The sequence below is a fragment of the Armatimonadota bacterium genome, assembly GCA_016125185.1.
Lineage (GTDB): Bacteria > Armatimonadota > Fimbriimonadia > Fimbriimonadales > Fimbriimonadaceae > Fimbriimonas.
Genome location: WGMG01000006.1, coordinates 530,678 through 555,082, shown reverse-complemented (window position 1 = coordinate 555,082; position 24,405 = coordinate 530,678). Strand labels below are relative to the sequence as shown.

At 57.1% G+C, this 24,405-nt stretch carries 20 protein-coding genes and 1 tRNA gene; 11 read left to right on the top strand and 10 right to left on the bottom strand.

Annotated features, from left to right (window positions below):
• Nucleotides 1-9: 9 nt before the first annotated feature.
• Nucleotides 10-246, top strand: a complete 237-nt coding sequence (locus GC165_10415) for a DUF433 domain-containing protein (protein ID MBI1333280.1) — start codon at nucleotides 10-12, stop codon at nucleotides 244-246.
• On the top strand, nucleotides 243-590 hold the full coding sequence (locus tag GC165_10410) for a hypothetical protein (protein MBI1333279.1): 348 nt from the start codon (nucleotides 243-245) through the stop codon (nucleotides 588-590). The genes GC165_10415 and GC165_10410 overlap by 4 nt, the downstream gene beginning before the upstream one ends.
• Here GC165_10410 and GC165_10405 read toward each other — a convergent pair.
• The gene (locus GC165_10405) at nucleotides 587-1,759 is read right to left on the bottom strand and encodes a DUF2961 domain-containing protein (GenBank protein MBI1333278.1); all 1,173 of its coding nucleotides are present in this window, start codon (nucleotides 1,757-1,759) and stop codon (nucleotides 587-589) included. The genes GC165_10410 and GC165_10405 overlap by 4 nt on opposite strands.
• A 21-nt stretch (nucleotides 1,760-1,780) precedes the next feature.
• Between GC165_10405 and GC165_10400 the strand changes: the two genes are divergently transcribed.
• The gene (locus tag GC165_10400) at nucleotides 1,781-3,760 is read left to right on the top strand and encodes a hypothetical protein (GenBank protein MBI1333277.1); all 1,980 of its coding nucleotides are present in this window, start codon (nucleotides 1,781-1,783) and stop codon (nucleotides 3,758-3,760) included.
• Nucleotides 3,761-3,787: 27 nt separating this feature from the next.
• On the opposite strand, the gene GC165_10395 is transcribed toward GC165_10400, so the two are convergent.
• The gene (locus GC165_10395) at nucleotides 3,788-5,323 is read right to left on the bottom strand and encodes a M48 family metalloprotease (GenBank protein MBI1333276.1); all 1,536 of its coding nucleotides are present in this window, start codon (nucleotides 5,321-5,323) and stop codon (nucleotides 3,788-3,790) included.
• The gene (locus tag GC165_10390) at nucleotides 5,320-5,694 is read right to left on the bottom strand and encodes a BlaI/MecI/CopY family transcriptional regulator (protein MBI1333275.1); all 375 of its coding nucleotides are present in this window, start codon (nucleotides 5,692-5,694) and stop codon (nucleotides 5,320-5,322) included. Before GC165_10390 ends, GC165_10395 begins: the two co-directional genes overlap by 4 nt.
• A 77-nt stretch (nucleotides 5,695-5,771) precedes the next feature.
• Between GC165_10390 and GC165_10385 the strand changes: the two genes are divergently transcribed.
• Complete coding sequence (locus GC165_10385) at nucleotides 5,772-9,368, top strand: hypothetical protein (GenBank protein MBI1333274.1); 3,597 nt, start codon at nucleotides 5,772-5,774, stop codon at nucleotides 9,366-9,368.
• On the opposite strand, the gene GC165_10380 is transcribed toward GC165_10385, so the two are convergent.
• Nucleotides 9,365-11,491, bottom strand: a complete 2,127-nt coding sequence (locus tag GC165_10380) for a beta-xylosidase (protein ID MBI1333273.1) — start codon at nucleotides 11,489-11,491, stop codon at nucleotides 9,365-9,367. The two genes, GC165_10385 and GC165_10380, sit on opposite strands and share 4 nt — an antisense overlap.
• Nucleotides 11,492-11,570: 79 nt before the next feature.
• Nucleotides 11,571-12,602 carry a LacI family DNA-binding transcriptional regulator gene (locus GC165_10375; GenBank protein ID MBI1333272.1) on the bottom strand — a complete coding sequence of 344 codons (1,032 nt, stop codon included), beginning with the start codon at nucleotides 12,600-12,602 and terminating at the stop codon, nucleotides 11,571-11,573.
• A 138-nt stretch (nucleotides 12,603-12,740) separates the two neighbouring features.
• Here GC165_10375 and GC165_10370 point away from each other — a divergent pair, with 138 nt between their 5' ends.
• Nucleotides 12,741-14,375, top strand: coding sequence for an MFS transporter (locus GC165_10370; protein MBI1333271.1), 1,635 nt, complete (start codon nucleotides 12,741-12,743; stop codon nucleotides 14,373-14,375).
• The gene (locus tag GC165_10365) at nucleotides 14,372-17,212 is read left to right on the top strand and encodes a glycosyl hydrolase (protein ID MBI1333270.1); all 2,841 of its coding nucleotides are present in this window, start codon (nucleotides 14,372-14,374) and stop codon (nucleotides 17,210-17,212) included. The genes GC165_10370 and GC165_10365 overlap by 4 nt, the downstream gene beginning before the upstream one ends.
• On the opposite strand, the gene GC165_10360 is transcribed toward GC165_10365, so the two are convergent.
• Complete coding sequence (locus tag GC165_10360) at nucleotides 17,213-18,487, bottom strand: peptidase (GenBank protein ID MBI1333269.1); 1,275 nt, start codon at nucleotides 18,485-18,487, stop codon at nucleotides 17,213-17,215.
• A gap of 95 nt (nucleotides 18,488-18,582) precedes the next feature.
• Here GC165_10360 and GC165_10355 point away from each other — a divergent pair, with 95 nt between their 5' ends.
• From GC165_10355 to GC165_10340, 4 genes are all read left to right on the top strand, one after another.
• Nucleotides 18,583-18,804 carry a hypothetical protein gene (locus GC165_10355; GenBank protein ID MBI1333268.1) on the top strand — a complete coding sequence of 74 codons (222 nt, stop codon included), beginning with the start codon at nucleotides 18,583-18,585 and terminating at the stop codon, nucleotides 18,802-18,804.
• Nucleotides 18,805-19,079: 275 nt separating this feature from the next.
• Entirely contained in the window at nucleotides 19,080-19,577 is a 498-nt protein-coding gene (locus tag GC165_10350) for a phosphotransferase (protein ID MBI1333267.1), read from the top strand.
• Between the two features lie 48 nt (nucleotides 19,578-19,625).
• A complete protein-coding gene (locus GC165_10345; protein MBI1333266.1) occupies nucleotides 19,626-20,729 on the top strand; it encodes a hypothetical protein in 1,104 nt (367 codons plus the stop codon).
• Nucleotides 20,730-20,733: 4 nt separating this feature from the next.
• Nucleotides 20,734-21,363, top strand: coding sequence for a hypothetical protein (locus tag GC165_10340; GenBank protein MBI1333265.1), 630 nt, complete (start codon nucleotides 20,734-20,736; stop codon nucleotides 21,361-21,363).
• Nucleotides 21,364-21,367: 4 nt separating this feature from the next.
• On the opposite strand, the gene GC165_10335 is transcribed toward GC165_10340, so the two are convergent.
• Nucleotides 21,368-21,844 (bottom strand): hypothetical protein, encoded by a 477-nt coding sequence (locus tag GC165_10335; GenBank protein ID MBI1333264.1) that lies wholly within the window; start codon nucleotides 21,842-21,844, stop codon nucleotides 21,368-21,370.
• Between the two features lie 250 nt (nucleotides 21,845-22,094).
• Here GC165_10335 and GC165_10330 point away from each other — a divergent pair, with 250 nt between their 5' ends.
• On the top strand, nucleotides 22,095-23,117 hold the full coding sequence (locus tag GC165_10330; protein ID MBI1333263.1) for a hypothetical protein: 1,023 nt from the start codon (nucleotides 22,095-22,097) through the stop codon (nucleotides 23,115-23,117).
• 36 nt (nucleotides 23,118-23,153) lie between these two features.
• On the opposite strand, the gene GC165_10325 is transcribed toward GC165_10330, so the two are convergent.
• The 3 genes from GC165_10325 to GC165_10315 form a co-directional block, all read right to left on the bottom strand.
• Nucleotides 23,154-23,573: a VOC family protein gene (locus GC165_10325; GenBank protein ID MBI1333262.1), complete on the bottom strand. Its 420-nt coding sequence runs from the start codon at nucleotides 23,571-23,573 to the stop codon at nucleotides 23,154-23,156.
• 12 nt (nucleotides 23,574-23,585) lie between these two features.
• Nucleotides 23,586-23,981, bottom strand: a complete 396-nt coding sequence (locus GC165_10320; protein MBI1333261.1) for a DoxX family protein — start codon at nucleotides 23,979-23,981, stop codon at nucleotides 23,586-23,588.
• A gap of 250 nt (nucleotides 23,982-24,231) precedes the next feature.
• Nucleotides 24,232-24,306, bottom strand: a tRNA-Thr gene (locus GC165_10315).
• Nucleotides 24,307-24,405: the final 99 nt, after the last annotated feature.

Sequence of the window (24,405 nt, the reverse complement as noted above, 5' to 3'; positions counted from 1 at the left end):
TTTACGACCATGGAAATCCCGTGCTCATTGCAAGGCGTGCTTACCTCTAGCCCCGAAGTTCTCGGGGGCACTATCTGCTTTGCAGGAACTAGGGTGCCGGTCGAAACTTTTCTCGACTACATCGAAACAGGGCACTCATTAGAACGATTCCTGGACGGATTTCCCTCGGTCAGCGAGGCCCAAGCAAAGAAGGTTTTGGAATGGCAATCCGAAAACTCTAGACTTGTTCTTGGCCTGGCATCTTGAGAATTCTTCTCGACGAAAACCTTGACAAGGACTTAGTTGCCCATCTTCCCGGGCACGAAGTACTCCATGTTACACACTTAGGGTGGAACGGCATCATCAATGGAAAGTTGCTGAAGCTTGCCTCAGAAAACGGCTTCCAAGCCTTTGTCACCGTCGACAAAAACCTGCAACATCAGCAGAATGTCGCGACTCACCCATTTGCCTTTCTTATTCTTGACATCCACCCTAACATTCTCGAAAACGAGATCAACTGCGTTCCCGCGATTCTAGAAATCCTTCTGTCGTGTTCGCCGGGGCGGGTCTACGTCATCGAAGGTCCCCACCCCAAACGAAATCGTTCCTAGCCCTTGTCGCCGGGAAGCGGGATCAGCTTCGGTATTCGCTTCGAGTAAGGAGGGATCGCCTCGCCGTCGCGCTCTGCGTGGTCCACATAGTAGAGCCCAACGGTGGTGTAGTGGTTGGTGAAGGGGCTTCGCTTCTCGTCCCAGCCACCGCGACCGTGTTCGAGCGTGAATAGCAGGCTCTTGGTGAATGGAACCGGATCGAGGATGTGCCAGCGATAGACCGTGTTGTATATCCCCCTCTTTTCGCCGCCCTTCTTGGGGTTGTCGTAATAGGTGACTCCGAAGTACGGCGTCTCGAACGTGTGGCCGAAATCCCATGCGCCGCAGAAGTAGTCTTCGCTTCCCGTTCCCGATAGTGACGGCTGGATGTTGCCATCGACATAAAAATTGTCATCGCCCTCACCCCACCAGCCATCGCTGTTGGCGAGAACCTGCACAACCGTCCCAACATAGTGCCCTCGGCCCTTCACCTCGGTGATGGTCAGTGGCTTTCCTTCTGGAGCCGGGAAATAGTTCTTGTACTGCGTGTGGAAGTACAACGTGTCGCGCTGAGGTCGGTCGTAGATTCGGTAGTCGTAGTTCCAGTAGTACGCATTGACCTGCTTGTCGCCCTCGTTAGTGACCGTGATCACGGCGTGCTTTTTGAACGGCATCGGCCAGTAGCAGTTGAGCGCGAACTGTCCGCCGACGGAGACCGGGGCGCTGTGAAACTCGACATAGCCTCGCCCCTCGGCGGCTTCACCGGGGCCTTGCGCAAAGAAGTCGCCGATCGGGCACTCGACGGCGGGCGTCGCCGCGTCGTCCCAAGTCATGCGGATCACCAACTGCCGAAGATGGTCGGGCGATTGCGCCGCGATGGTCATCCAAAGGTGCGTAAATTCACCTGCACCCTTCACGTCAGCCACAGTGATGGTCTGGCCCGGCGCGATCCCGCGGGCGTCGGCGTTATGTCCGGTCGGATCGGCGCTGGACGCCTTGAACGCGCGGTAGTTTTTGGCCTGAGCCAAGTCGCCAGGAACCTGCGCATGGGCGATTCCCACCGCCAGACAACCTAGGAGAACTAAATAGTACTTCTTCATCGAATCGAACTCCCCCTCAAGGGTCAGCGGCATGTTACCCGCCTTGGAAACCGGTCTTGTCACGCGGCTGTCACACCCGCCTTTTATCATTGGAACAAGGACTCAAGGAGTATGAAGACAAGTCGTATTTGGGCCGGTGTGGCCGCAATCATCATCCTCGCCGTGGGCATCTTTGGATGCGGTGGAGGCGGTACGGAATTCGCCAGCGCCGATAAGGACGCGGTTTACGCAAACTCGGTGGCGAGTCACCAGTCGCTTCAGGGTGGGCTCAACGTTGGGTTTGTGACCCTCAAGCGCACCGCGCCGACGGGTAGCGGCCTCAGCAAGACCACCGCGTTCGCCCAGGCGCTCTTCAATACAAAGAAACAGAAGGTCACCGATCCGAATCAGGCCAGCCGCGCGGCTGCATTGGACTATCTTCCCTTCTTGGGTCTGTACTACAGCGTCGGGACGGCCGGAAATACGATGACGATCAGCTACTTCACCGATTCCATCGGCACCCAGGCCGCGGGCAATATGACGATCACGATGGTCGGTCAAAGCTCGTTCGACACCAACTACTCGACCTATCCGCAGACGATCTCGGCGACGGCGAACGTGACGGGCGGAAAGATTCCGATGAATGGTTCGCTGACACTGACTTACCAGGATAGCTCGGGCGCGAATACGATGCAAGGCTCGCTCACTCTTCCGACCACGAATGTGCAGATCAACATCGACTTGGCCTTGTCCAATACTCAAAACTCGTCCGGCCAGGTGACCATCACGACGCCAGCCTCGACCTTTACCCTCACCAACGTCTCCGGCAATCCGTTCGATACCATGACGGGCCACGTCTCGATTCAGCCGGAAAGCTGGACGGGCACGGGTTCGTTTACGCCTAGCGATGGCCTCTTCACGATGCAGTTGCAAACTCCCAGCGGAGCCGCGAACGCCGTTTTAGGCGCGGACGGAAAGCTGGTGATCTCGTACCCCGACAGCACTTCGGACACAGTGACCGACCCATCGACCGCCGATCTCACGCGACCGGGCGGCAATACGACGGGAACAACCGCTACTACGGCTACAACTGCCACAACAGCAACAACGTCGACTACGGCAACGACCGCCACAACGGCGGGGACGTTCGCGACTCCGTCCACGCTCACGCCGGTCTCCAACAACGACGCGGACCTCGTCATCACGGGCGTTAGTCACGATGGCAAGATTCTCGGCTTTGTAGCGGTTGACGGAAGTAGCCCTCGACGACCGGTTCTGTGGACTTCGCCTACCAGCCCAACCGAACTTCAGCGATTAACCACCGACGACTATGTTCAACTCTATAGCGTCAACGCGACAGGCGAAATGGTTGGTGAAGTGTCGAGCCCTTCGTCGGTTCGGAAGCCAATCTACTACTCGGGTCCCACGGTCGCCCCGAAGATTCTGAATCTGCCACAGAACTTCTTCACGGGACTGGCCTACTCCGTGAACGATTCGGGTCTAATCGTCGGTTATTACCTGACCAACTCGACCCAAGTCGCCTGCTACTGGACTGACAAAGATGCTGACCCGGCCGCGCTGTCTCTGGGCGCTTTCTCTGGTAACCCAACGGCTAACTTTGTCGATAATGCCGGTGAAATCTTCGGCACGATCGGAAGCAAGTGGGTGAAGTGGGCGACGACGACCTCCGATCCCGTCGAAATGACGCCTGGCGGCGGCACGAATCAAGCCTACATGGTGGGTGTGACACCAGGCGGAATCGCCTACGGCGGCCATATCAATTCTAACGGCAACGGCTCGCATCCCGGCTATTGGGCGGCGGGTTCGACGACCCAGACGGAGATCGGATTCACCTCTGGAATTGCCGACGCGACCCTATCCGCCTATGACTCCAACGGAAACGGATGCGGTTACCAGCGAGACTCGGGCGGCACTCTGAGCGCCTTCGTCAAGTTAGGCAACAACCTCTCAACGCTCCAGAATCTGATTGGCACTCCTGGTCAGTGGACGATGAGAACGGCCCAATTCATGGACGACAACGGCAACCTGTACGGACTGGCTCAGGCCACGGGCCACGCTGACTACACCTGGGTCTTCGTCAAGAAGAACTAAAGCGGACCAAGGGCTAGAGAGTTATCTCTAGCCCTTGGTCATATCGACAGCCTCGACGATCGGTGTCTCGTCAGCGACGAACTTGAGGGATACATCGTCGAACCAGGCCTCTCCCGGCCCGTACATCTGCACTAGCATTTCTACCGAGGTTGTGTCCTCCGGAACGGCGACCACGCTTTGGTACTGCTTCCAGTCATGCGTGACACCGACATCGGGTTTTGGCCCCGATGCATAGACCGCCCAATGGTAGTCCGACTCATGACCTTTGCGATGAAACACGAGGCAGATCGTAGCCTTGCCCGCATTCCGAGCCTTCATCCAGCAGGTCGTTTCGACTCGTTTGGTCATGCGGTACGGCATCAATTGCGGCCGCATCACTTGAATCGGGAAATAGGTGGGGCGCTGTTTGGTGTATTTGAGGCTCGCGTGGCCAGAATGGTAGACCTCGGTGTCGAGTTTGTAGGTCACGCCCGTGTCGGATTCCTCCGGCATCGTGCCGGGTCGCCAGGTCTCCAACCCGCTTTCAAATCCACCGTCGATGACGAGATTGGAGTCGGTGATCCGCTCGAATGTCGGTCTCAACGACACTGACATTCCAAGCCAAGTACCCATGAAACAGGAGAGGAACACGAAACCACGCGACGAAGGAAAGTCGGTCGTTGGTCGACTCATGTTGAGGATCCGCCTTTTGAGAGCTTTGAAATCCCTTGTCGCGCCAATCGCGGTCTGAAGCCACGGCGTTTTGGATGAGGTCACGATCCGAACGAGGAGATTGGCGAACCGCTTCGGTTCGATCGAAGAACGGAGGATCGCTTCGCGGTCCGCGTCGAGTTCTCGGTACGTGGCCCAATTCCGTTGGACCAGCCAAGTGAACGGGCTGAACCAAAAGAGGCATTCGTTGATGATCAGCAGAGCAAGGACGCGGGTGTCGGCCTTGGCGATGTGCGAAAACTCATGGGCGAGGATAGCCCGAAGCTCGTCGTCAGTGAGGTCTCGGGACATGCCAGCCGGCATCAAAAGCGTGAACTTACGGACACCGACCACCAACGGAGAACGAACCAATACCGATTCTCGAATCTGAGGAGTCGCCATGCCAAAACTCCAGCCCATGTATTTGGCTTCGTCCCGCACCCGTTCATCTTCTAAATCGTTGGCCCACACCGAAAACTGTTGGGCCAGAAAAAGCTGGTAGCCACGGATGATCAGAAGCGCGAAGGCGCCGACCGCCCATATGGCGAAGAAGACACGAAGCAATATCATAACGCCCGGCATTGGTTGCCAATTGCCATCTGACAGCCTGAAAAGCGAATTATCCACTAAGGTGACACTGGCCCCCCTCAGCACCACCGATTGGGCTGTGGTAACCAAATCAAAGCGTCCCGATTGCTGTCCTGCTAGGCCGAGGACCAACAAGATGACCGGCGCGAACGCGAAGAAAAGCCATATTCCCGCTACTTGGCGAGGTGGAACATTGGCAAACTTTCGAAGGGCGAGCGCCAAAATAGCCGTAAAGATCCCCATCGTCGCGGCAATGGATAGGAGGCTGATCGTGAATTCGATCATGATTTTCCATCCTCACCAAGTTTTTCAACCACCGAGCGGAGCATCTCGACCTCCTCGGGCGTGAGGTTCTTGGCGTTGGCAAAGTACGATGCGATCGGTGCAATCGACCCGCCGAGCGTGTTCTTGACAAACGAATCGATGGAGTCGTGCAAAGTCCGTTCCTTGCCTTGACGAGCGGAGTACACAAAGGATCCCTCGCGCTCCTCGCGCTCAAGGAAGCCCTTTTTGCGCAGGCGCTCCATCACGGTTTGGACGGTTGTACGGGCCAAACCCTTCGCTTCTCCGTACTCATCCGCCACTTGTCGGACCGAAGACGGGCCGCTGTCTTGAATGTATTTGAGAAGCTGAAGTTCGGAGTCGCCAAGTCTCATTTTTGAAATTTTTTCCCTTCTGCCTACAATTGTAGTCCAAAATTTGCGAAAGTGAGACTACAATCGTAGTCAGACCAATGCAACGCCTCTCGATGACCACTCTTTTGCTTCCCCTCGCCTGTACGGTGTTTGGACAAGCTTCCAACGACTTGGTGCAAAAACTGGTCGCAGGCAAGCCAGTTTGGCAGACGATCGAGAATGAGACGGGAAACCTGAGCAATGGCCAGATGGACCGACTTCTCCGCGCCGCTTGGCCAAAAATGAGTCTGAAGCGAAAGAACGAACTGGTCGTGTACTTCTCTCGGAGCTCCCGATTCGGCCTGATGCCCAGCCTGGATTTAGGCCTGCACGATGGCGAAAGCGAAGTGGTCTCGACTTGCCTGGAAACGCTAATGCGCGAGATGGCGAATCCATCATCTTACGACTTTCGGGCTGCTCAAGCTTGGAGCCGCGCTAACGCCGGAAAGTCTCGCCAGGAAGCGATGACCGGATTGGCGGCCGAAGCGTATCGCCGACTGCACAAGCAATCTGGACGTGACCTGGACTGGTCGGTTTCGTTTTATTCCCATTCGATGGGTATGCGTGAATTCCCCAAGATGTGGACCGATGACCAACGCGACACGATCTACCAAAGGCTCAGCGCGGAAGAAGCAAAGCGGCAGGTCGATCCAAGCAGCTTGCGAGACTTCGACGACCTTATGGATACAGTCGGGGTTTCTGAACGATACGCCAAGGCGAATCTCGTGCCCGGTTGGTACGAGGGCAAAAACGAAGAGCAGGCTCTGCGGGTTCTCTATTCGATGAAGTCGCCTTGGACCAACGATGTGATGCTGGGCATGGTTCGATTCACCTGCGAGCACCCCGAGCGCCTGCAACGCAGCATGATCTACTTCGAACTCTACTATCAAAACATTCACGATCCGCGAATTATCGAGCCATTAGTAAGCATCCTCGACACCGCGCCCCCTACGGTGACGCGGGGCATCTGCTCGCGTCTGCTTCCGCAGGTGACCTCGGTGACTTGGGAGGGCGATACTAACGCGGATTGGTGGAAGGCTTGGTACGCCGAAAACCGCCAGGCGGTCGAATCCTCGACGATGGCTCCTGAACCTACGCAAGAACAACTTCGAGCCTCCAATCAGCTCATGATGAACCTGACCAAGTCACCGACGGAGGCTTTGAGTGACGGCTGGTCGAAACTTGTTCCCTTGTCGAAACAGTCTCTTCTCACCAATATCCAGTCGCAGAAGCTCGCAAACCAGCTTCCCTTCCTCGAACTCGCCTTTGGCGACGCCGACCTCGGCGTCCGGGGACGGGCTCTGACTTCGCTCAGCCAGCAATCCCTCACCTGCTTTGTATCCTCTACCGAGGCGTTAGCGTGGGCAAGGGACCACAACGATTTATCCAAAGCCGGCCTCAACGCATTGGTCATGAAGTTGTTCTTCGACGCGCTTGTGAAGTCAAATCCGCAGGACGCATTGCACAAAGCCGACGCCCTCCTTTCTTCGATCTACGGACATTCGATTCCTGAATCTATCGATCTCCAAACACGCAACGAGGTCTTCCAAAAGCTCTGGAAGGCGGCTCTGGAAAGCGATCAACCTTTGACGACGGTCTACGATTTCATCGCCAAGCTTGGCGCGGACTCGACGGTGGTCCGCGACGAGATTCTTCCCGTGTTGGCGAACCCCAAGGACAGCGATAAGTACAGCAAGGCAGTCATGATCCTCACTCGCCAATCGTCGGACTGGGCGAAAGACGCGATTCTCGACCAATTCCAAAAACTCGCCGCCGCCCCAGACGGACCCATCGGCGAGCATATCAGCCTCCTGACACCTAGCACCAACGACCGTAAGGACGACCGGCTAATCCCCGAGTTTATTCGGCTCATCATCCTGGGACCTGACGGCTGGAAATACTGGTTGGATTACTTCGGACTTTCGCCCCTGACCGGAATTCCGTACGACGCTTTGCACACGCGCCAATGGTGGCGAGATTGGTGGACCCAGCACGCTAAGGACTACCCGGCGCTGAAAGACTTTCCCATGCCAGAGGTGACAATCCAATCAACCTCGGTAGCGGAAAAAGCAGACGCCGAAATGTCCTTCGAGGAGGTAGCAAAGTTGTTTGTCGAGAGCGCCTCGAAAGGCGAATTTCTCGATGCCAAGAAGCGGGAGAAACTTTGCAACACCCTGAACCGAGCCGACCGAATTCGCGCTATCCCCTATCTGGTCGCCGCAATCCGAGCCTATGGCGATTCGATGAAGTACGACATCGGGTACTTCGCAATCTGCATGCCCAACCACATCGACTACTTCGGCGCGCAGGATGCGAGGTGGTGGGTGGAATGGTGGGAGAAGAACTCGATGCGCTTTCCGTCGGCGTCATCGGTATTGCCCGATATTCGGTTGAAAGCTGGCGAACCGGCCAAGCCTGCGAAGGTTCCGGCGACCGTCGCTCAGGCGGTGCACCCGGTCCGGTCAATTGAAATTGGTGACACAGATTTCTCCGATCTCCAATCCATTCGGCACGCGATCGGCGACGCCCAGATCGTCCAGTTAGGCGAGCCGAGTCACCAGGACGGAGCGACGTTCTTGGCCAAAGCCCGGCTGATTCGGTACCTGCACGAAAAGTGCGGATTCGACGTGCTGGTTTGGGAATCGGGAATGTACGACTGCGATCAGATGAATCAGACGCTAGCCGACGGCAGGAGCTGGACCGAGGCGATCGACCAAGGAATCTTTCCGATCTGGGGCAAGACGCCGCCGGTTCGGCAGTTGTTCGAGTACGCCGCCTCCACTTGGAAGACCAAAAATCCTTTGCAGATGTCCGGCGCCGATCCGCAATTTTCTGGCCAAGCCTCCAATGGATTTGAAGCATCGGTGGCAAAGTTCTTTAGCGATGCAGGTATGCCGCTAGCCGCCGATCTTCGCCATGCGCTGTCGATAGCTTGTGGCTACACCGCCCTTAATTCCGACGGCGGAACTGCTTCGGAATCCAAACAAACGTTCGAATCTCTTAGTAAGCTGATCTCGGAGAATGGGGTGGCGTTCGAAGCCAAGGTGGGAGCAACCAAAACCGAAAGAATGATTCGCTATTTAGGGAACGCAGCCATTTTAGCGATGATCAAGGGCAACACCTCGGGTGTCGATTCCAACAACCCGCGCGACCGGCGCATGGGCGAGAATCTTGTTTGGTTGGCGAACGGTCCCTACAAGAACCGAAAGATCATCGTGTGGGCCGCGAGTTTCCACCTGATGCGGAATCCGTCACAGATCGATACCCAGCTTCCGACGCTCAGCTACAAGAACCTGCGCGATATGGGAGACTGGGCGCATGAGGCCCTTGGCAAGCGAATGTACACCATCGCATTCGTGGCCCACCACGGCTGGATCGGCAACCCGTTCTTCGGCGACCAAGCCCTCGATACCGCCAGCGACGACTCCATCGAGGGGTGGCTTCACAACGTGGGGCACCCTTACGCCTTCGTGGACTTTCACGCCTTACCGGCGACATCGCCGTTTCACAATCAGCAGATCGCGGGTCCGCTCGGATACTCGCCGATGAAAGCTGTCTGGCCCGACATCTTTGATGGCTTCTTCTTCACGGACTGGATGTTCTCGAGTTCAGGCCTTGAGATTCCCCTTCCGGCGAGACCAAGGGGAAAGGGTTAGCCAAAGATGGCCGATTCGATTTGACCGATTGCCTGTCCGCTGTCGGTGGCCAGCCACAGCAGGCTCGTCACGCCGCGAGGATAGTATCGGCTTCCGTGGGCCTTGCCCGCGAGCATCTGGTCGCTCCAAGCAAAATAGGCATTGTCTTCATCCATTAGCCAGGATAGGTGGGCTTGGTCGGCACGCTGGTCGGCGGGCTTCCCTAAAATCGTCTCGGCGATGAACTGGCAAAGGTAAATCTTGCTCAGCCATGAGTTTCGGCTGGTCGAGCTGAGCTTCCAACCGCCGTCATCAAACAGGCACAAGCCTTTGCGTAGGATGCGGTCGAAGTGCTTCTCTAGGGCAGCTTGCAGATCGGCAGGCACGAGGTCGGCTCGGCCAGCCACGTAGGGGAAGATCAAGCCCTCGATGGCAGGGATGATCCTCGCTTCCACACCTTCGCCGATCACTGCTGGCAAAAGCCCCTCATTGTCCACACTTGCCAGAAGCGTGGAGACACACTTTTCGGCTTGCAGTCGGGCCAAGTTTGCGGCGTCGGAGTTCCCAAGTCGGTCGAGAACTGGAGCCATGAGCGCGTATGCCGCCCACGTTTTGACGGCCAAGTAGAGGTTGTTTCGAGCCTGACCTAGCGAGGCATCAAGGCTGTCGTAAGTCGTGATCTCTTTGCCGCCCTTGCAGCGGGCGGCATCCAGGCCCATCACTCCGTTGCGTTTGGCCGGGTCAGGATTGTCGCGGCTGGCCATACTCTGCACCACTCGCGCGAAGACCTCGCGGTGCTTTTCGCCCCACGCCCAATCGTCGGTGTGCTGGAGGTACAGGCACGCGCACAGCGCCCAGTTGACTAACTCCTCAAAGCTCATGTAGGAGAACACGCCGCGCAGTCCGGCTTGCTCGTAGCAGGAATGTCCAACCGGCGAGAACACATTTCCGATGCCCATGTCGTGGCAGAACGCGATGCCGCCGGGGTGGGTTTGCTCGTCGCCAGGAAACCGAACGTCGTCGTCGTAGCTATACCGTTCGACGAAAAGGTCGAGCACATTGCGGATGGTCCACGGGTTCAGCGCAAGCTCCATGTAGAGCTGATCGACCGTCAGGTCGAACGTGTTCATCATGCGGTATTCGCCCTCGTTCACCACCCACAGTGGGCTTCCGTCGGCGAGTTCGAGCATCTGGGTCGCGCCAAGGTAACTCCGGATCGCGTGCCCCGCCATCAGGGCGCGCACTGGATCTAGTTTTTGGCTCAAACGACGGTCGATTTCGGCCGAATCTCGAAAAGCCACCGAGTGGCGCGACAATCCGTACGTGGCGACCTCTTCCAAATTGTCGAACCAACGCCGATAGAGGTATCTCGACTCCATGCCGCTGGTTGCGGTTCCCTCACGGAAGAATCCGATGGCGTAACGAATCGTTTTGAGTTCGCCCGCCGGGACCGTGACCACCACCAGCCCGATGTTGCCAAGCATGAAGTCAACATTCTCTCCGTGTCTGGGACTCAAAATCGCTTCTGGTTGCCAGGCCACGCCCGCGTAGGCGGTTGGGTCGTTGGTCGCAATCGCGATCTCTCTTCCCTGCGCGATGCCCACGGCACCGTCGCGCCGCCAGGTTCGCATCGAGTTTGACCGGTTGGAACCGGCATAGCCAAAGAACGCCTTTCGGGCCGTCGTCCCCGCTCGGTTGTCAATAGTCAGCTCTGCGAAAACGACCGGCGCAAACGTTTGACGCAAAAGCTCGTCAGATGCCGACGAGGGATCGGGAAGCTTGGATAAGGGACTTGCTACCCGAAAAGTCAGATCGCCAGCGGTCCACTGGTCGGTACAGGCACCGAACGTGCGCGTGACGTCGCCATCGGCAAACAGCCGCGTAGTCCGGGCGAACTGATAGTCGCTCAGACCCTCAATGTCGTAGTCCTCGGCGGCGACCTCTTCTTCCTGCCCCTCAAAGAACGGCAGAGCCACGAAGTGGCCTGGGTTCTTGGCGTCCTCGACGCCAATATAGATTCCCTCGTCGGCCGGACCCTTGAGCTCCATCCCTAGTCCGCCAAGCGCGCCCTTGCACCCAAACGTAAAGCTGGCGAACGCGCCGACCGGCGAGTGGTGGGCATTGAAGAATTTGGCGTTGGCCACCGGGTTCTTCGGCTCGGCGTCGAGCATGGTTTGAGGGTCGTGAATCGCCATTCTTCTTACCGTTCGGGCTTATCGCCCGTCAAAACCTCTTCTTTGAGGGGGTCGTCGTCGAGTCGCGCAGGTCCAGGCCGCACTTGTAGGTCGTGGGGACGCCGGGCTCAAGTTCGATCCCGTTTGCTCGATCGCGGACCATCGACAGCAGGTGCGTCACCGCTTCGAAGGCGATCAACTCCACCGGCTGATGCACGGAGGTCAGGCGCGGATGCGTGCGCTCGCAAAATGACGAAGAGTCAAAACCTATGACGGACAGGTCCCACGGAACCTGGATGTCCAGCACCTTGCAGGTTTGAAGAACGGTTCCCGCGATGGTATCGCTGAAGCACGCCATCGCCGTGATTCTCGGATGGGCCTGCAGATACTCCTTGAAGGTCCGCGGATTCTCGTCCCAAACGAATACTTCGCCCCAAATTCCTTCTTCTTCGACCGCCGACAGAAAAGCCGAGATGCGCGCCTTACCCTCGGCGGTCGGCTCGCTGAGTTCGTCCACCACGAAGCAGATGTTTTCGTGTTTGAGATCGCGAAGGTGGCGGGTGACCAGCCGCAAAGCGCCTTCGTTGTCAGCGCAGAAGGTCGGAACGCCTTCGGCGGTTCCGGGGGGAGCGTGCATCAGAACAAGCGGCGTCGAGGCGTGGCGGAACTTCTCGATGGATGCCTCGTTGAAGTCGGGACGGGCCCAGAGGATTCCATCAAAACGACCATCGAAGATCGCTTCTTCGGCGGTGCCCATCGCGAGTTCGGGGCACAGGGCGAGCGTGTACTTCTGCGGAAACAGGGCCGACATCACGCCGTTCAGCAACTGCGGATAGTACGGGTTGGCATCGCTGAGGCGGCTGAAGTGCTGAAAAACGACGCCGATCATGTGCGTCTGTCGGTTTCGCAGACTGCGGGCCACGTTGTTTGGCTGGTAGCGAAGCTCCGCCGCAACCCGGCGAATTTTCTCGGCGGTTTCCTTGCTTACACGCACGTTCTTGCCCGTGCCGTGCAGGACGTACGAGACCGCCATCGCAGAGACTCCGGCCGCCTCGGCCACCTGTCGCATCGTTGTTTTCATAAGATTTAAGGCTAAATCATAGAAATCATATCACAGGCTGGCGCTCGATGTCAGGCAAATCGGGCCGCTTGCGAATCTACCGGTAAATCATATAGGCTTTAAGCGTTCCCGCGCCGTCGTGGGAGCAGGACGATTTCGATGGTGAAGGCGATAGGGCGGGTGCGGTGGACTATTTGCGGACTTCTGTTCGCGGCGACGACCATCAACTATTTGGACCGCCAGCTTTTCGCACTCTTGGTTCCCTTCTTTGACAACGAACTGCGGATCGGGCCCGTCGATATTGCCCTCATCAACGCTAGCTTCCTGCTGGCGTACGGCTTCGGAATGGTGTTCGTCGGACGCCTGATCGACCGCATCGGGACGAAGAAGGGGCTCGGCTGGGGCTTCTTTGTTTGGACAATCGCTTCGGCGGCACATGCGCTGGTGGGCGGGTTCATGGGTTTCATCGCCGCTCGGTTTATGCTGGGCGTCGGCGAGTCCGCCAACTTCCCTGCTTCCGTCAAAACCACGGCCGAGTGGTTCCCTAAGAAGGAGCGCGCGTTGGCCACCGGCTGGTTCAACTCGGGAACGAATATTGGCGCGGTTCTGGCTCCCTTTTTGGCCGTCTATGTGGCCAAGCAGTTCGGCTGGCGAGCCGCTTTTCTGATTCTTGGGAGCATCGGCGCGGTCTGGCTGTTGTTCTGGGCGAAGCTGTACGCCTCGCCTCATGATCACCCGTCGCTCAGTCCGCAAGAGCTCGAGCATATCGAGGGCGACGCCGAGCCGGAGGGCGAGAAGGTTTCGTACCAAGAGCTATTTGGCATGCGCCCGCTGTACGCGGTGGCGATGGGCAAATTCTTCTCGGACGCGCCTTGGTGGTTCTATCTTGCCTGGCTCCCCAAGTTCCTGGTCGACCAGTTCAAGCTCTCCGCAGAGTTCATGGCGGGGGCGGTGGTCTTCGTCTATCTCATCGCCGACATCGGCTCGGTCTTAGGCGGTTGGCTTTCATCGAGGCTCATCAAGGCGGGCAAATCGGTTGGCTTCTCGCGCAAAGTCGCCATGCTGGCGAGCGCCCTGTGTGTGACGCCGGTCATGCTCGTCGGCCTCATGGTTGGCAAGCCGGACATCGCCGGAATCCCAACGATCTACGTCGCCCTGACCATCATTGCCATCGCGGCGGGTGCCCACCAAGGATGGAGTTGCAACCTATTCACCCTCGCTTCGGATACGATGCCTCGCAAGGCAGTCGCGGCGACGGTCGGTGTGATGACCGCGTTCGGCGCGGTCGGTGCGGCGCTCATGCAGGTGATCATCGGCGTATGGGTCGAGAAAACCAGTTCATACACCTTGCCGTTCATCATGGCGGGCACGCTCTACTTCTTCGGCCTGCTATGCATTCACTTGATCCTGCCGACCGTGGACCCCACACAACCCAAGAAGCGGGTTCCACTGCCAGCGATCGTGGCTGGAGCGGTGGCAATGCTGACACTGTTCTTTGCCACGACCTACCTTCTCAACCGTCCGCCTTACGCTTCGCTGGACGACTATTTGCAGAAGCGCGTGACCCAATTGAAGTCCAATGGCCAACCGAGCGTCGGTCCAAACGCCAAGGTGGGTTGGATGGATGCGAAGTGGTACGTTTGGGCAGGTCCAGACGGCAAGCCTAAGCCCGAACTGATCAAATTTGACCGCGAATTGCGCCCGATCGTCGATCCCAAAGGGGCCAAGACAGCGCATTACGAGGGCCCAACCGTCGATCAGGTACTCGCCACCACGATCCCGCCCAAGCCATGAAAATTCTTCTGCTCCTCCTACCCATTGCTTGCGTGGCCGCCGCCTTTGGCGAAGAAGTGCAGTTCATGACGCCAACCTTCGTGCGAGAGACCGGTGGAATCGAGATCGCGGGTCCAGTCGGCGCAGTGCCGATCCTGGTCGCGGACGAAGACTGGGCGGGCGTTAAGCGGGTTGCGGGAGATCTGCGCGACGACATCGAGCGCGTGACCGGCCACAGACCGAGGATCAACGGAAGTGGCAAGGTCGCGATCATCCTGGGAACCATCGGCAAGTGTCCGCTCGTCGACAAATTGGTTCGAGACCACAAGCTCGATGTTCACGGGGTGAAGGGCACGTGGGAGTCGTTCGTGGTTCAAACCGTCGAGCACCCGATGAGGGGCGTCGAAAAGGCGGTCGTCATCGCCGGGAGCGACAAGCGGGGCACCATCTATGGAGCCTACGAGCTATCCGAGCAAGCCGGAGTTTCCCCGTGGTACTGGTGGGCCGATGTGCCGGTCAAAAAGCATGCCCGACTAGCCGTCACTCCCGGTCGATACGTGCAGAAATCGCCGAAAGTGAAGTATCGCGGCATTTTCATCAACGACGAAGCGCCGTGCCTCAGCAACTGGGTCTACAAGAACTTTGGCAACTATAAACACGAGTTCTACGTCCACGTATTCGAGCTTCTTTTGCGCCTGCGAGCCAACTATCTTTGGCCTGCCATGTGGAACAACTGCTTCAACGAAGACGACCCACTGAACCCCAAGATGGCCGACGAATACGGCATCGTGATGGGCACCTCGCACGTGGAGCCGATGATGCGGGCCGACAAGGAATGGAACCGACTTGGCTACACCGCCGACCAGTGGAACTACCTCAAGAACCCGGACGAACTTGAGAAGTTTTGGGCCGATGGCGTGCGGCGCAACAAGCCGTACGAGAGCATCACGACCATCGCCATGCGCGGCAAGATCGACACGCCGATGTCGGAGGACGAAAACATCGGCTTGCTGGAGAAGATCGTGGCCGCCCAGCGTCGAATCCTGGCCAAGGAAGTGAACCCGGACGTCACCAAGGTTCCTCAGCTTTGGTGCCTGTACAAGGAGGTCCAGAACTACTACGACAAGGGCATGCGGGTGCCGGACGACGTCACCCTGCTTTGGGCCGACGACAACTGGGGCAACATTCGACGGTTACCAACGCCCGAGGAGCGAAAGCGCTCCGGCGGGGCGGGGGTGTATTACCACTTCGACTATGTGGGTGGGCCTCGCAACTACAAATGGGTGGATACCAGTCCCCTGCCGCGAATCTGGGAGCAGATGCACATGGCGTACGAATGGAAGGCAGATCGAATATGGATCGCCAACGTCGGTGACATCAAGCCGAACGAATTCCCGACCGAGTTCTTCATTCGCATGGGCTGGGACCCCGACCGCTGGACGGCGGCGACCCTGGGGAAATATGCCGAGAACTGGGTTCGACGAGAGTTTGGCGACGAGCATTCGCCTTCGATCGCCGACCTGATCGAGAAGTACACGAAGTTCAACGGTCGGCGCAAGCCGGAGCTTCTATCCCCTTCAACTTACAGCCTGGAGAACTACCGCGAGGCGGAGCGGGTGGCAGACGATTGGGAGAGCCTGGCCAAGCAGTCGCAGGCCGTTCAGAACCTTCTTCCCCAGGAGTATCGCGACGCGTACTTCCAGTTGGTCGGCTATCCGGTCGAGGCGAGCGCCAACCTCAATCTGCTTTATTACGCGGCCGGTCTGAACCACCTTTGGGCGAAGCAGGGGCGGGTTTCGGCGAATATTGCCGCCAATATCGTCGGTGGTTTGTTCCAGAAAGATCGCGACCTCCAGCGGCAATATCACACGATCCACGATGGGAAATGGGACCACATGATGGACCAGACGCACATCGGATACACCAGTTGGCAACAACCGGACAAAGACACCCCGCCTGCGGTTGAACGGGTCACTCCAAAGGATCGGCCCGCGATGGGTATGGCTCCTGAAGGCGGCGCGGAAGGCGTCCTGCCACTCCTCAGCGCCTATTCGTCGGGAGATGTTTATTTCGACCTATTCAATAAGGGGTTGGGCAAGCTGACGTTCACCGCCACCGCTAATCCTTGGCTAAGCTTGAGTTCATCCGAGGGTGAATTAAGCCACGACAAGCGGATTTATGTCTCCGCCAACTGGATCCGGGTTCCTAAAACCGCCACCTCCGGGTCGATTACGATCATGGGTTCGGACGGTTCGTCTTTCCAACTTTCCGTGCCTGTGCGACCATTGCTCGCCTATCCCAATACGGTCGTCGATGGCTTTGTCGAGGGAGACGGTTATGTGTCCATCGAGGCCAACCATTTCAAAGGCCATTCCGACAACGGAAAGGTGCGCTTTGCCGAGCTTCCCGGCTTGAGCCGAACCGACTCGGGCGTCGCTTTGGTTCCTACAACCGCCGCGCCGCTGATACCGACGAAGGATCAAGTCTTTTTGGAATACCCAATTTATCTGTTCTCAAGCGGACCGATCCAGATTCAAACCATCTTGTCACCTACGCAACTGTTGAAGCCGGGTTCGGGCCTGCGGTTCGCCGTCTCACTCGACGACGGCGAGCCGGTCGAGGTGAACATGCACGAGAAGTACGTGTATTTCACGCCGAGTTGGGAAGCGTCGGTGGCGCAGAACGCCATCATCAAGACGATTCCTTTCGCCTTGGTAAAGCCAGGGAGGCACAAGATTCGGTTTTGGGGCGTCGACCCTGGCGTGGTTTTGCAAAAGATCGTCGTGGACACCGGCGGACTGAAGCCGAGCTACTTCGGTCCACCGGAGAGTACGTTCATTCGGGCGAGCGGCTCATAATCAGACCTTCGTCAGCTGCATCCCCAGCCAGTCTTCCATTGCGGCTAACACCTGGCTCTTCTGCAACGGCGAAGCAAGCCGGATGCTGGCATTGTGATACGCGCCCTTCACCAAAATCTTCACCTCGTTCGTCCGTCCGATCAGCTCCATTTGGGTCGCCGACCACGTGTCGGTTTCGCCGTACACATAGATGACGTTGTTCGCTTCGTATTGCAGGAAGTGGTACACGAAGGAGAGCGTCGCCGGGTTGTACACGATCGAATCCTTGGTTCCCGGCGGGCAAAGATCAAGGTTGGTTGGGTTCGGATTGTGCTTTAGATAAGGCCGAAAATCGGTGATGTCGTAGTTGTAGTAGCCGATCTCGGTGAACGCCTGATAGTAGAACGCCTGGAAAGTTTTGATGCCCGCATCCGAGTAGTAGAACATCGAATTGACCTGCCGATAGGCTTTGGCAAGCTCCGCGGCAGGAGCGTCCGGCTCGGGCAGCCCTTCCGGCTTGGTGCCGTACTGCCACAGCGCAAACGGAAACTCCAGCACGCCGTACTCGTACGCCTTGTTTACACCCATCGCATAGTCCTTGGGGTCGGCATTCAGAAGCGGAAGCACCTCGTCTTCCCTCTTCAACAGCGCAATCTGCAAGTCTTTGATCTTCTGCCGAGTGCCTTCGTCGCCCACTGAATTCAGCCATTGATAGATGCGCGGGTCCTCCTGCGCGAGGTTGATCGGCGCGACGTAGGCCACTGTTACATCGACATCGTTCGGATAGTAAGCCTTGAAGAACAGCGCGGTTTGACCACCCTTGCTGGCGCCGCTGGCCACCCACTTCCCTTTGTACAGGTTCTTAAAGGCGGTCACGATGTCGTGCATGTCGTCGGCGGCATTCTTGATCGTCAGGTACTTCCACTCCACCGGCGAGGGCATCGACTTACCGAAGAACCGATGTTCGACCGTCAGTTGGTTGGGATCGTTCAGGATGGTCTTGAGTTCGCCACCGTACACGCCGCGAGCCGAATAGCCTTCAGTACCGAGGAGCACCGGCTTGTCTGGCCCCGCATTACGCAGAAAGATTCGCTGTTGGAAGTGGGCTCCGCTGGGGTTCGTGTGGTCCAACGGCTGGTCGAACATGATCTCGTAGTTCGCCCCGCTGGATTGAACGCTGATCACGCGAGGAATCGCCTTGATCTTCGCAGTGAGGTCGGCATCCTGCGCTGACGCACAGACGGGCAAAGCGGCAAGCAGGAAGAGAGGAAGAGCGAACTTGGTTGCGCGAGACATGCTGGTGCCAGTTTAACCGCTCGCCGTCACCAGATCGCATCGACAAATTTCGTACTATTTGAAGGGTAGCGTCCCTGCGCATGTAAACTGGGAGCATGCGAGGACCCGAATGCTGTTTCAGCTTTGCCGACCTCTTCGTAGCTGCCAAGGGCCGCCCTTGGAATCAAGACGAAGAAGCCATGTTTCAGAATCTGACGCAAAGCGAACGCAACGATTGGGTCTCCCACTTGGCAACCATGGCTCCCCAGTTTAGGACCGAAGACAAGATTGGCGACGACGGCGTCGTTTATCGGGCGTTTTGGGTCGAAGGCGCTTGATGGCTACCCCTAACGCAACTATCCAGTTCAACCCTGCCGACATTCTGCGGTATCTCGACTGCGGCGATTTCATCGTCATGCAGAAGGAGACCGGGGGAATGGACACCCAAATCTGGAAGGTGATGATCGACGAGGGCTACGCCGCCCTCCGGGTTTTTCGTCCTGAACAGGCCGAGCAATTCCGCTTCGAAATCCAGGCGATGAATTTGGCTTCGGCGGCTGGGATTCCGGTTCCTGGCGTTCTGCGTTCCGGCATGTTCCGAAGCCACCCGTGCATGGTGCTCGAATGGATCGACGGAAAAACGCTCTCGGATGCGTGCGATTCGCCAGAGGCGATGTCGCATCTGGGCCGAGCCGCTGGTCGGCTCCATCGCCGGTTGCACGAAGACACCATGCGCCAAGACGGTACCAGTCTCTTGCACCTCGACTATCATCCCCTCAACATCTTGGTCGACTTTCACGGCATCGCGGCCGTCATTGACTGGACGAACTCCAGTTGGGGCGATCCGCGACGCGACGTCGCACGCACCGTCTCGCTCCTGCTTTGCACGCCCCTGCTCGATCGATCAGAAAAGGACTTTGCCCGCATGACGCGACGATTCACTCGCGAGTACCTGACCGGGTATGGCGAGTCGAAAGGTTTGAAGCCGTTCATTCAGGCAGAGACAGATTGGCTGATCCAGGAACTTGACCACCACATCAGCCAGAATGGCTTGATCGAGCCTCCTCAGGCACGAAGGCTTATCGCCCGGTGGAAATCGTTCAATCTTTAAGGTATCTGTTCTGATTTTTCGTTAAATCATGTATAGTAACGGCAAGCGATGACGCGAGCCTGCTATGTTGTGGTGGCAATGCTAATGGCCAATGCCGGCCCCGGTGAGGATCATTTACGTCCCCTCGCCGAGAAGAATAGACTCAATTTTGGAGTCGCGGTCCAGAGCGACTGGGTCAAGAACAATATCGATGACGGCCAGTACCGCCAGTCGATTCTCGACCACTTTACGATGATCGAGCCCGAGAACGACCTGAAGCCTCCGGCAATGTGGAAGGGTCTGGACGAGATTGACTTCTCCAAGCCCGACTACCTGATCGACTGGGCGAAGGCCAACAAGCTAAAGGTTCGAGGCCATGTGCTGGTGTACGCCAGCGACCGTGGCTACACCATTCCCCGCTGGCTGATGCAAATGGAGAAGGACATCACGCCCGAACAGGCGAAGAAGATTCTGCACGACTACATCACAACCGTGGTGGGGCGCTACAAGGGCAAAATCGCCATGTGGGACGTGGTCAACGAAGCCATTGACGACGCGCCGAACACGCGCCCGTTCAACCTGCGTGACTCGTTCTGGTATCGCAAATTGGGCACCGATTTCCTGGTCTACGCCTTTCAATTTGCCCACGAAGCTGATCCAAAGTGCCACCTGTACTACAACGACTACAGTGTGGAAACCGGCGGAGCGAAGACCGAGAACATGCTGAAGATGGTCGACTTTTTGAAGTCGAAAAATGTGCCGATCGACGGCATCGGCCTTCAATTCCACCGTTGGGCGGTGGAGGTTCCACAACCAGGCGATAAGTTCTATGGTGTGCTCGACGAGATTCGAAACCGCAATCTGAAGTTCATGATGACCGAACTCGACCTTTCGGTTCCCATCGAAAAGGCGGCCCGAAACGATCCCAGCTACGGTCAGATTCCGGCCAACCCCGACGACCTGAAGCAACAGGCGGCCTCCTACGAAGCGTTTGTGAAGATGGGCCTCAGCTACAAGAACTGCGAAGGCATCCAGCTTTGGGGGATGACCGATGGGCATAGTTGGATTCCCGATTCAACCCAGGGCAAGCGCGGGGCGGCTTTGTTGTTCGACAAGGGCTACAAGCCGAAACCCGCTTTCGAAGCCGTTTTCAAAGCCTTGACCGGAAAGTAACGCCATGAAAAGCGCCAAGACCCTCAACCGCAAGCAAGCCGCGACACCGCACAAGCCGTCGCCGGCATTGCTTCGCTTGGTCGAGGATTTGGGGCAGTTCGAGGATTTTGACGGTCTCTTATCGTCGGAGTGGGTGGTGTTCGACGAGTCAGACCCGGGGTTGCTCACCCTCGAAGAGCGCCTCGGGTATCTGATCCTTACCGGTTGCCCATACGGTCCCGACGACAGCCGATGCACGTGGATCGGTCAAGTGTGTGAGTTGGCGAACGTTGAGTTCGAAGCCAGCATCGAGGCGTTCTTGACCGGCGACGATGAAGCCGGAATCAGTATCCAAAGCGCCACGCTTCGATGCGAGCTTTTTGTGACGCCCGCTGGTTACCGAGTGCGGACTACCGACTTTCGAAGTACTCGGATTGTGCTCGACATGGAACGTTCTGAGTTTGGTTCCGCCCGCCTTCGAGTGCGAGCCGAAGCAGGCCAAATGCGCTTTGAGATTATTGAAGGCATGGAAGTGGTCGGTTCGATCCAACTTCCCTTCCGATCACCGGGTGACGCTCTGGTCGGAGTTTATGCGATGAGCCCGACCAAGTCCGGCTACGCCGAGTTTGACTGGTGCCGCTGGCGATCGGTCTGAGCAGTTATTCCTCTTCCTCGTCGTAATCGTCGTCGTATTCCTCGTCCTTTGGAACGGCTTCCTGTGACTGAGGCTCGGTCTTCGGCTCTCCTACGGGCTCTACGGCGGGGGTTGCTACACTTTTCTCGCGACCAAACTTTTTCTTAATTTTCCGCTTGATCAATTCGTAAGCAGTGACTCCAATGAATACCCACCAAAGCAAAAATCCAAAGATCCAGTCGGAAGTTTGGAGTCTGGGTTCTGGCAGATGCTTCGGTATCAATCCAGCGGCTTGATACACCATCAGTTCATTTCCCGAGGGCATTGGAGAGTAGCTCTCTCTTGGATCAGCGCTCAAGCAAAGCCCTTCTTCACGAGCGTAGAGCGGCGCAATGAAGGAATAGTGAATGGCGTGGTTGGCGATCCAAAGTGTCCGACCAGATTCGTCCTTTAGTTTTGTTTCCACTAGGAGCGTTACCGCATCTTGAACTCCAAATTGCATAACAGGATCGGGATTATACACACTCCATGTAAAGGAGAATTTTTCTGCAGCTATTTGTGAACAAACCCAGGGCTAATTTGTCCGAGCTGAGTTCAAAGCCGACCACGGAGAGCGTTAAAGATTAGTCTGAATTTCACGATTGCCGGACGGCCCGAATCCATAAGGGATATAGTTTATTGGGATGAAGGTCATGCGGCGCGTTGCTTCTTCGGCTTTTCTAGCTACAATTCTGGCGTGTGGAGGTTCGACGATGTTCCTGGGTCCAACGGGTGGTCCTAGCGTCGACTCGCTCCAATATGCCGCACCGGTCATGCTAGACGGCACGACCACCTTCTTTCCCGATAACGTTCCGTTTATGGCCTTTAACTCGAAGGGCCATGTCGCGCGTGTTGGTACCGGTATCGACGTTTGGTTGGATCCAACCGCTAAAAACCATGTTGCCGAAGCATTTGATAGTTCGTACGACGGAATCGACTATTCCTATATTCAAATTTTGAACCTTTCCGACGCCGACATCGCCGTGGGAACTATACAACCTACCGCCAACTCATACATCCACCCGTTTGGGCTCGTCTACCACCTCGATACCGGACATATCAAAGTGCTGAGAGAACCGGCTGGCGCAACCTACTCTTCAGCCAGAGCCGCCAACAAAAAGGGCGAGATCATCGGGGTGGCTTCGATCAATTACTCGGCGTACCACCTCATCTATTGGGCCAACGAAGACGCTGACCCTCAAATTTACGCAGCCGATACCTTCGATGCCTACAACGCAAACCTCTTTCACCTTGACGAATCTGGCGGGGTCGTCGTTGGCCAGCCTGGGAATGCGTTTTACGTGAAGGATCGCACCGCCAGCGCCCAATTGATTTCGGGCACTCCTGACGCGACGTACTCGACCGTCTCTTCGGTTTCATCCGATGGCACCATCAGTGGCGCTTACGGGCTCGGCCCCAGCTACCCCATTGCCTCATTTTGGTTGCCCGGAACGACAAGCCCAGTCGACATGCGCCCTGTCGTTGGATTTCCGTTTGGCATCGTGATGGGCTCATCGACGCTTGGATATGCAACTGGCTCCTTCCCGAACTCATTTGGGACGGACTCAGCCTTTATCTATTCGGGAGGTAGGGCCGTCGACCTCAAGAATGTCGCGCCGAATCAGGACGGATGGGACTTCGTTAAGGGTCTCAATGTTGACGACGATGGCAACCTGATCGTGCTCGGCGCGAAGAACGACAAGTACGCCTTCCTCTCATTGAAAAGAGTGCAGTAGCCTCTGCCAAACCGGCAGAGGCTAGAACCAAGGAGCTTACGCCGGAGCCTGGTCGTTGAACGTCATCATCCAGTTGACGCCGTATCGGTCGGTAACCGCACCGAAGATGCCGCCCCAGAACGCTGGGCCAAGGGGGCAGACCACCGCGCCGCCATCCTCGAACGCCTTGAACAGTCGCTCGGCTTCGTCGCTCGACGTGCAGTCGAGGGCGATCGAGGTCGTGGGAGCGTTCGGTGCTGCGTTGCAAGGACTCATGTCGGTGGCCATGATGGTGCCGCCCTCGAACATCAGACACGAGTGCATGATCTTGCTTTTTTCGTCGTCGCTACTCTGAGCGCCCATCGGCGATTCGCCGACGGTCATGATATTCAATTCGCCGCCAAAGCAGGTCTTGTAGAACGACATAGCCTCTCGGCACTTTCCGCCGAAGCTGAGATAGGGATTGAGTGTTTTCATGGTTTTCTTCTTTTATTTGCTGGGTGAAATCAGGGCACGAACGCGAGCATCGCGGCAGTAAAGCGAGATCCAGAGGAGCGCGCCGAGGAGGATCGGGAACCAGAGCGGATCGCCAACCCGCACGTGGGTTGCCACGGCTCCGCCGAGGTAGCCGGTGAGGAGCACGCCCCCCAGCACCGCGGTTCTCGGAATCAAGTAGAGGGCCAAGCAGACCAATTGGACCAACCCGAGCCAGGTCATGGCTCCGACCGGGAATTGAAGCTTTTGACAAGCTTCGAGGACTGGAGCAGGCTTGGCGATGTGCATGCCCGCGTCCATGATAAGGAACGGGACGGTGAGGAACCAGAGCACGCGCCCGGTCCAAAGTTGGGCACGGCTGACTTCCGCCGCGCCGATCGTCGATGAAATTCGTGTCGTGGTCATGGCTTTCCTTTCGAACGAGCTTTTTGGCTCGATTTCGAAGGGACAACGAATGGGAAACGGAGAATCGGACAGCCGCTCAGGAATATATTGAAAATCTTGCGAACGAAGTTTCGGCTTAGATTGTTAGGTGAGAGGCGGGGTGGAAACCAAATGCATGATTTCTCTTACACAATGAACGAATCGTCAATTGGGTAAGTAATGTTAAGAAGAAGCACCGAAAGGCCTCGAAGTCTTCTGGAGCCGATGACCGGATTTGAACCGGTGACCTGCTGTTTACGAAACAGCTGCTCTGCCGCTGAGCTACATCGGCCTGATGTGAGACAACGAATATACCCTTTCAGGGCACAAAAACGGAACTTGTGCCGTCTAAACTTCTCAAGGTCGGAGGAAAATCTTATTGGAAGATCAC

Excerpts from the sequence above, each read along its gene's own strand:
- GC165_10385 (MBI1333274.1), top strand. The coding sequence starts at position 5,772 with ATGCAACGCCTCTCGATGACCACTCTTTTGCTTCCCCTCGCCTGTACG.
- GC165_10370 (MBI1333271.1), top strand. The coding sequence starts at position 12,741 with ATGGTGAAGGCGATAGGGCGGGTGCGGTGGACTATTTGCGGACTTCTG.
- GC165_10375 (MBI1333272.1), bottom strand. The coding sequence starts at position 12,602 with ATGAAAACAACGATGCGACAGGTGGCCGAGGCGGCCGGAGTCTCTGCG.
- GC165_10365 (MBI1333270.1), top strand. The coding sequence starts at position 14,372 with ATGAAAATTCTTCTGCTCCTCCTACCCATTGCTTGCGTGGCCGCCGCC.
- GC165_10415 (MBI1333280.1), top strand. The coding sequence starts at position 10 with ATGGAAATCCCGTGCTCATTGCAAGGCGTGCTTACCTCTAGCCCCGAA.
- GC165_10400 (MBI1333277.1), top strand. The coding sequence starts at position 1,781 with ATGAAGACAAGTCGTATTTGGGCCGGTGTGGCCGCAATCATCATCCTC.
- GC165_10345 (MBI1333266.1), top strand. The coding sequence starts at position 19,626 with ATGACGCGAGCCTGCTATGTTGTGGTGGCAATGCTAATGGCCAATGCC.
- GC165_10390 (MBI1333275.1), bottom strand. The coding sequence starts at position 5,694 with ATGAGACTTGGCGACTCCGAACTTCAGCTTCTCAAATACATTCAAGAC.
- GC165_10330 (MBI1333263.1), top strand. The coding sequence starts at position 22,095 with ATGTTCCTGGGTCCAACGGGTGGTCCTAGCGTCGACTCGCTCCAATAT.
- GC165_10350 (MBI1333267.1), top strand. The coding sequence starts at position 19,080 with ATGGTGCTCGAATGGATCGACGGAAAAACGCTCTCGGATGCGTGCGAT.
- GC165_10325 (MBI1333262.1), bottom strand. The coding sequence starts at position 23,573 with ATGAAAACACTCAATCCCTATCTCAGCTTCGGCGGAAAGTGCCGAGAG.
- GC165_10360 (MBI1333269.1), bottom strand. The coding sequence starts at position 18,487 with ATGTCTCGCGCAACCAAGTTCGCTCTTCCTCTCTTCCTGCTTGCCGCT.
- GC165_10335 (MBI1333264.1), bottom strand. The coding sequence starts at position 21,844 with ATGCAATTTGGAGTTCAAGATGCGGTAACGCTCCTAGTGGAAACAAAA.
- GC165_10395 (MBI1333276.1), bottom strand. The coding sequence starts at position 5,323 with ATGATCGAATTCACGATCAGCCTCCTATCCATTGCCGCGACGATGGGG.
- GC165_10355 (MBI1333268.1), top strand. The coding sequence starts at position 18,583 with ATGCGAGGACCCGAATGCTGTTTCAGCTTTGCCGACCTCTTCGTAGCT.
- GC165_10405 (MBI1333278.1), bottom strand. The coding sequence starts at position 1,759 with ATGATAAAAGGCGGGTGTGACAGCCGCGTGACAAGACCGGTTTCCAAG.
- GC165_10340 (MBI1333265.1), top strand. The coding sequence starts at position 20,734 with ATGAAAAGCGCCAAGACCCTCAACCGCAAGCAAGCCGCGACACCGCAC.